Raw genomic sequence first — 5,132 nt, 5'->3', positions numbered from 1 at the left:
CGCTGAAGCTCGATGGCTTCTACGCCCAGGCCATCGGCAGCGACGCCGCTTTCGTCAAGACGCTCGACTTTGCGCTGAAGAAGCCGGAAGGCGCCGACATCGCCATCGCTCGGCTCGGCGGCTGGACGCAGGACGTCGGGCCGATCTACGACCAGCAGGTCGTCGTCGCGGTCGTCAAGGGCGATCGCGTCCTGATCGCCGAGGCGCCGGCGGCTCCTGCCGTTCCAAAGATTGCGGCCTGCGAGGCCTTGTGGACCGCGGCGGATGCCACCGCGCAGAAATTCCAGCAGGAATATCAGGGTTCGGACCTCAAGGACCAGCAGGCCTATGATTCCGCCAACGCCGCCTGGGAAAAAGGCGACGGCGACTATCGCGCCTGCATGGGCGAGCGCCTGCCGGACGACCCGACCTTCCCGGCGCTGCTTGCTCAGGCGCAGGAGCTTGCCGACCATATGGCCGGCAAGTAGCTATAACTATTTGTTTTTGCGCAATTCCGGAAACCGTTACACACTTTCCCGGAATTGCTCTGATCTCAGCCCGCGTTGAGACGCAGGTTGCGCCGAGGCGTGCGCCGGGCGGTGGGACGCGCCACTTCCGCGATGATGCCGTTCGCGGGAGGCGCAACGTCGCTGCGCGACCTCGCATCCGTCACCCTGTGCAGCCGCTCGTAGGGCAATAGCTCCTTGATGCGGGCGTTCAGCGTCACGATCTCGGCTCGCAGGTCCTCGCATTCCTGCTTCTGGATATCGAGCTGGATCTGGTCGGACGCCTGCTGCAAGGTGAGCTGCGAGAGATTGGTGCTGGCGACCGACAGGTTCTTCTTGTCGATTTCGCTTTCGTCCCTGAGAACGGCCAGCCTTTCTTCCGCGATCTGCCGTTCGGTCACGGCATCGTTCAACTGAACCTTGAGCCTGGTCATCTCGGTCGAGGCTTCGCTCTGGTCGTTCGAGGCCTGCTCGAGGCGGGTTTGTAGTTCCTGGATCTCGGAACGCAATCCGCGGTTCTCGGCATGGCTCCGCGCGAGCTCGGCCGCGCCATCGCTTTCGGCAATGCGGGCCGCCTCGGTTACCTCGGCAAGCTTGGCCTGCGTCGTCTCCAGCGACTTCTGCAGCCGGGCCTCTTCCTTCTCGTGCCTGCCGAGTTGGGCCATCAGGTCGGCGACGCGCGCCGTTTCGTTGGCATGGGTTGCGGCGAACTCGTCGAACTTGTGCCGGGCCTCCGCCTCGCGCTTCTGCGCCTGCTCCAACTCGACGGAAAGGCCGACCTGCTTTTCGCGCAACAGCTTGTTCTCGGCGGCGCGCCTGTCGGCCTCGACGGTCTTGGCGGCCAGCGACTTGACGATCTCGCCGAACTCCGCCTCGCGCTTGGCGCTCTCATTGCCCATCTCGACCAGTTCGAGCCGCACCGCCGCAAGCGCCTCGCGCAGCGACTCCCGGTCCTGGACAAGGCTTGCCTCGCGCTGTTGCCAGGCTTCGGCCGCGCCGTCGCGTTCGCGCTGCTTCCTGGCGGCGTCGAGCAATTGTTCCGACATGGTCTTGTGTTCGGCGCCCAGAGCCGCATTTGCCAGCTCCAGCTCATTGGCGCGGAGCGCATCGCGATGCAGGACATTCAGGATCTCGCGCGTCATCTGGTGCGCGGTGGCGATCTCGCCCAGCCTCGCCTCGATTTCCTCGAGATGGCCCTGTCCGTCACGGAAAAGCCCGGCGACAGCCTCCAGCGCGGCCAGCCGCGTCTGGGTATGCGGCGTCAGCCGAGATGCCGCCGGCTCCGGCTGGCCTTCGGGCGGCGGACCCTCATCGCTTGCCGCCAGCTCCTCCCCGGCGACCGTATCGTCCTCCAAGGACGTCTGTTCGTCAGACGCGAGACATTCCTCGAAGGCCTCGGCCAGATCCGACTGGAGCTCTTGAAATTCCTTGTCTACGTTTTCGGCACGCTTGATCAGGGATTTGAAATTCATAACGCTACACCTCTTACGCTCACTCCCGCCGAATACTTAATGAATTGCTAATCTATCCCTTTACAATCCGTACGGGAAGCCTCCGCGAGACAAACAAAAATTAAGGTTATCGTGGGTTTCCAGACGCTTGCGCGATGTTCCGCCAGCGTCACTTTTTTCAAGCCCGATAAGTGCCTCTTCGGCCTCGCGGGCACCCCTTCAAACGACGGAGCCTGACAAACGAAAAACACATCACGACTGATCGACGATCAATGGGGCAACGTTCCCCGTCCGGGCGCCGGCTGAATTCCACTAAGGCGAGCAGCCTTCCTCTACCCTCTCAGCCCCGGCGCTTCCTGGCCGGTGCGGGCGACATACTCCGTATAGCCGCCGCCATAGGTGTGGATGCCGTCGGGGGTGAGCTCCAGCACACGGTTGGAGAGCGCGGCCAGGAAGTGGCGGTCGTGCGAGACGAAGAGCATCGTGCCTTCGTACTGCGAGAGCGCCTCGATCAGCATCTGCTTGGTCGCTATGTCGAGATGGTTGGTCGGCTCGTCGAGCACCAGGAGGTTGGGCGGATCGAACAGCATCAGCGCCATCACAAGGCGGGCCTTCTCGCCGCCTGAGAGCACGCGGCACTTCTTCTCGATCTCGTCGCCGGAAAAGCCGAAACAGCCGGCCAAAGCCCTGAGCGGCGCCTGGCCGGCCTGCGGGAAATTGTCTTCCAACGTCTGGAAAACGGTGCGCTCGCCGTCGAGCAGCTCCATGGCGTGCTGGGCGAAATAGCCCATCTTGACGCTCGGGCCCCGCGCGACGGTGCCCTGGTCCGGCTCGGAGGCGCCGGCGACCAGCTTCAGAAGCGTCGACTTGCCGGCGCCGTTGACGCCCATCACGCACCAGCGCTCGCGCCGGCGCACCTGGAAGTCGAGGCCGGCATAGATGGTGCGGCTGCCATAGCTCTTATGGATACCCTTCAGCGTCGCCACGTCCTCGCCGCAGCGCGGCGCCGGCTGGAACTCGAAGGCCACCGTCTGGCGCCGCTTCGGCGGCTCGACGCGGTCGATCTTGTCGAGCTTCTTCACCCGGCTCTGCACTTGCGCCGCGTGCGAGGCGCGCGCCTTGAAGCGCTCGATGAAAGCGATCTCCTTGGCAAGCATCGCCTGCTGGCGCTCGAACTGTGCCTGAAGCTGCTTGTCGGCAAGCGCCCGCTGCTCCTGGTAGAATTCGTAATTGCCGGAATAGGAGGTGAGCGCGCCGGCGTCGATCTCGATCACCTTGGAGACGATGCGGTTCATGAACTCGCGGTCGTGCGAGGTCATCAGCAGCGCGCCGTCGTAATCCTTGAGGAATTTTTCGAGCCAGATCAGGCTTTCGAGGTCGAGGTGGTTGCTCGGCTCGTCGAGCAACATGACGTCGGGCCGCATCAAAAGGATGCGGGCGAGCGCGACGCGCATCTTCCAGCCGCCGGAGAGTTTTGCGACGTCGCCGTCCATCATCTCCTGGCTGAAGCCCAGGCCGTCCAGCACCTCGCGGGCGCGGCCGTCCAGCGCATAGCCATCGAGCTCCTCGAAGCGGTGCTGCAACTCGCCGTAGCGCTCGATGATTTCGTCCATCTCGTCGGCGCGCTCAGGATCGCCCATCGCATGCTCGAGTTCGCGCATCTCGGCGGCGACCGCGCTCACCGGGCCGGCGCCCTCCATCACCTCGGCGACGGCGCTCAATCCCCCCATGTCGCCGACATCCTGGCTGAAATAGCCGATGGTCACGCCGCGATCGATCGAGACCTGCCCCTCGTCGGGCTGTTCCTCACCGATGATCATGCGGAACAGCGTCGTCTTGCCGGCGCCATTCGGGCCGACGAGTCCGATCTTCTCGCCCTTCAGCAAGGCGGCCGAGGCTTCGATGAAGACGATCTGACGGCCGTTCTGCTTGCCGATGTTTTCGAGGCGGATCATGGGACGGTCCGGGTAGATGCGCTGAGATGGCGGGATTTGCCCGGGGCATACGCGAATGAGGGAGCGGAGGAAAGAGCGCAAACGCCGCAGATGAGGTGATCTCCCCCCTTGAGGGGGAGATGGCCGGCAGGCCAGAGGGGGTCGTCTCACTTAGAGTGCCGACGTTTTGTCGAAGCGGATAAGAGGCTGGCGCTCCACGCGCGGCGACCCCCTCTGTCGCCTTTGGCGACATCTCCCCCTCGAGGGGGGAGATCAGCCGCGCCCTACTTGGCGTCGTGAAAAATGATCCCCACCGTATGCCGCCGCCCCGAGCGCAGGCGGCTGACGCCGTGGCGGAGGTTGACGCGATAGTACCCTTTCGTGCCCTGTACTGGACGGTTGTGCACGGCGAAGATCACCGCATCGCCTTTCCTCAATGGCACCACCTCGGCGCGGCTCTGCATGCGCGGGCGCTGTTCGGTCAGCACGAACTCGCCGCCTTCGAAATCCTCGCCGGGCTGGGACAGAAGGATCGCCACCTGCAGCGGAAAGGCGAGCGCGCCGTAGAGGTCCTGATGCAGGCAGTTGAAGTCGCCGGGGCCGTATTGCAAGAGCAGCGGCGTCGGCTTGGTCTGGCCCTCGTCATGGCAGCGCTTGAGGAAGGCGGCGTGGTCGGAAGGGTAGCGAAGGGCGGCACCCATCTTCTCGTTCCAGTCGTTGGCGACCGTGGCGAGCCGTGGATAGAGTGCGGTGCGCAGGCCTTCGATCAGATCGGGGAGCGGATAGCGGAAATAGCGGTACTCGCCCTTGCCGAAGCCATGGCGGGCCATCACCACATGGCTGCGGAAATGCTCCTCGTGCGGATAGAGCGCGGCGATTTCGGCGCATTCCTCGGGCGACAGCAGGCCGGGCATGACGGCTGAGCCGTGGGTGTTGAGCTCCGAGACCAGAGCGCGCCAGTTCTGCGCGGCGACGCGGGATTCGGCTGAGCGGCTGGTGCGCTTCGTGTTCAGGGAGTGGATGGTAATGGTCGCCTCCTTTGATGTGATCAAAGTGGGGCGGAGGCGATGTCGCGGCCACCCGATTCCTGCGGAGATGGGCGCGGGTTTCCCCTCCCCCCTTGTGGGAGAAGCTGTCGCCGAAGGCGACGGATGAGGAGGATTGGAAGGAGTGAAGCGGTGGCGATTTCAAGCCTATCGCCCGGCTGGAACACCCCTCATCCGTCTCGGCGCTATCGCGCCGATCCACCTTCTCCCACAGGG

General features: G+C 64.3%; 3 protein-coding genes and 1 pseudogene. 1 reads left to right on the top strand and 3 read right to left on the bottom strand.

What is annotated here, in order from left to right:
• A pseudogene (locus EOA29_RS24440) lies at positions 1 to 467 on the top strand (hypothetical protein); the annotation flags it as partial.
• A gap of 65 nt (positions 468 to 532) precedes the next feature.
• Here EOA29_RS24440 and EOA29_RS24435 read toward each other — a convergent pair.
• The 3 genes from EOA29_RS24435 to EOA29_RS24425 all read right to left on the bottom strand — a co-directional run bounded on the left by EOA29_RS24435 (position 533) and on the right by EOA29_RS24425 (position 4,898).
• Positions 533 to 1,957: a hypothetical protein gene (locus EOA29_RS24435; protein ID WP_126094737.1), complete on the bottom strand. Its 1,425-nt coding sequence runs from the start codon at positions 1,955 to 1,957 to the stop codon at positions 533 to 535.
• Positions 1,958 to 2,268: 311 nt separating this feature from the next.
• The gene (locus EOA29_RS24430; RefSeq protein ID WP_126094738.1) at positions 2,269 to 3,891 is read right to left on the bottom strand and encodes an ABC-F family ATP-binding cassette domain-containing protein; all 1,623 of its coding nucleotides are present in this window, start codon (positions 3,889 to 3,891) and stop codon (positions 2,269 to 2,271) included.
• Positions 3,892 to 4,154: 263 nt separating this feature from the next.
• Positions 4,155 to 4,898 carry a 2OG-Fe(II) oxygenase gene (locus EOA29_RS24425; RefSeq protein WP_126095977.1) on the bottom strand — a complete coding sequence of 248 codons (744 nt, stop codon included), beginning with the start codon at positions 4,896 to 4,898 and terminating at the stop codon, positions 4,155 to 4,157.
• Between the last annotated feature and the right edge of the window lie 234 nt (positions 4,899 to 5,132).

The organism is Mesorhizobium sp. M1E.F.Ca.ET.063.01.1.1 (genome assembly GCF_003998155.1).
Taxonomy (GTDB): Bacteria; Pseudomonadota; Alphaproteobacteria; order Rhizobiales; family Rhizobiaceae; genus Mesorhizobium.
Note: the sequence above shows the minus strand (reverse complement) of the source record. Positions and strands in the feature narration are given on the sequence as shown.

What these genes read in the sequence shown, in the direction of transcription:
- EOA29_RS24430 (WP_126094738.1), bottom strand. Translation starts at nt 3,891, where the DNA reads ATGATCCGCCTCGAAAACATCGGCAAGCAGAACGGCCGTCAGATCGTC.
- EOA29_RS24435 (WP_126094737.1), bottom strand. Translation starts at nt 1,957, where the DNA reads ATGAATTTCAAATCCCTGATCAAGCGTGCCGAAAACGTAGACAAGGAA.